This window comes from Bradyrhizobium sp. JYMT SZCCT0428 (genome assembly GCF_018131075.1).
GTDB lineage: Bacteria > Pseudomonadota > Alphaproteobacteria > Rhizobiales > Xanthobacteraceae > Bradyrhizobium.
Map to the genome: position 1 here is coordinate 1 of NZ_JAFCLS010000164.1, position 1,327 is coordinate 1,327.

The following is a 1,327-nucleotide window of genomic DNA, read 5'->3' on the forward strand; positions in this document are numbered from 1 at the left end:
GCCTTTTGGGCACTTCGAGTTTGCGCTCTGCTAGGTCTGCTATTGGGTAAATCGGACATGGTTAGACCTTGCCAGCTCCGTCCAGGGTAGGTGCTTTAATAGAGTCGAACGGACTTTTAGTCAGCATGGGCAGACCTATCCCAAAACAAAGGTGGAGTCCGGACTCGACCGGATTTTATCGGCAGAGTAGACGAATTCATCGACCTCGAAACTCTGATCAAGGTGAGGTAGCCCAGCACGGGGGCATTGCGTCTGCCGGAGGAAAATTGCATTGAAAAATCGATTTTTGGCCTCAGTCTTTTCGATGACTTAAGGATTAAGTATTGGAAAGTATGGGGTCTCGAAATCAAGTTGAACGTCTGCAAGCCTAGAAGAGGGGAATCATGGCCGACCCGACTGCTCAAGAAGTTCTTATGATGGCGCTCATCAACCGCGCCCGGCTCGATCCGGCCGGCGAAGCGGCGCGCAATAACATCGACCTGAATGAGGGCCTTGCTGCCGGTACACTGACTGCTGCATCCAAACAGCCCTTGGCTTGGTCGAGTTCACTTTTTTCTGCCGCGGATGCACACAGTCAGGCCATGATTGACGCGGACTATTTCGCTCATACCGATCCAAACACCGGTAGCACACCGCAGTCGAGGGCCAATGCCGCCGGCTACAATGGCGGGGTCAGCGAAAACATTGCTTGGCAAGGTTCGACTGGTGCCATCGACGCGACCGCTACGATTGTCGCTGAGGAAAATAGCCTGTTCACCGATCTCAACGTGGCGGGGCGCGGCCATCGCACAAACCTTATGGATGCCAGCTACAAGCAGGTCGGAGTAGGCCAGGTGATGGGCCTGTATACGCAAAACGGCACGACCTACAACGCCTCAATGGTTACACAGGATTTCGGTATTCCGGGTGGTGGCGGACAATTTCTCACAGGGATCGCTTATACCGACACCGATAGTAATGCCTTCTATTCGGTGGGCGAGGGCCGGGGCGGTGTTACCGTAGCCATTTCGGGTGGTGCAAACCAGGCAACGCGCACGGCGGGAGACTATAGCCTTGCAATCGGCGCCAGTGCTCAGACCATTACCTTTTCGGGGGGAGGATTGGCCGCACCGGTGGTGGTAAATACAACAATTACCGGTGACCGAAACGCATTGGTGAACCTGGTCGGACAATCAGTAATCGAGACGTCAACCTCGTTGACGGAGGTGAGCGGCGTCTCGCGCATCATCGGTCTTGGCACCATAGGTCTGGCGCTGACTGGTGATGCCGGCGGCGATTCTATCACCGGAGGATTGGGTAACGACTCCCTCACGGGTCTTGCGGGCAA

General features: G+C 55.3%; 1 protein-coding gene. It reads left to right on the forward strand.

Annotated elements, in window-relative coordinates; translation table 11 throughout:
* Positions 1 to 383: 383 nt before the first annotated feature.
* Positions 384 to 1,327, forward strand: a 944-nt coding sequence (locus tag JQ575_RS44180; RefSeq protein WP_212039416.1) for a CAP domain-containing protein, incomplete at its 3' end; no start/stop codon positions are given.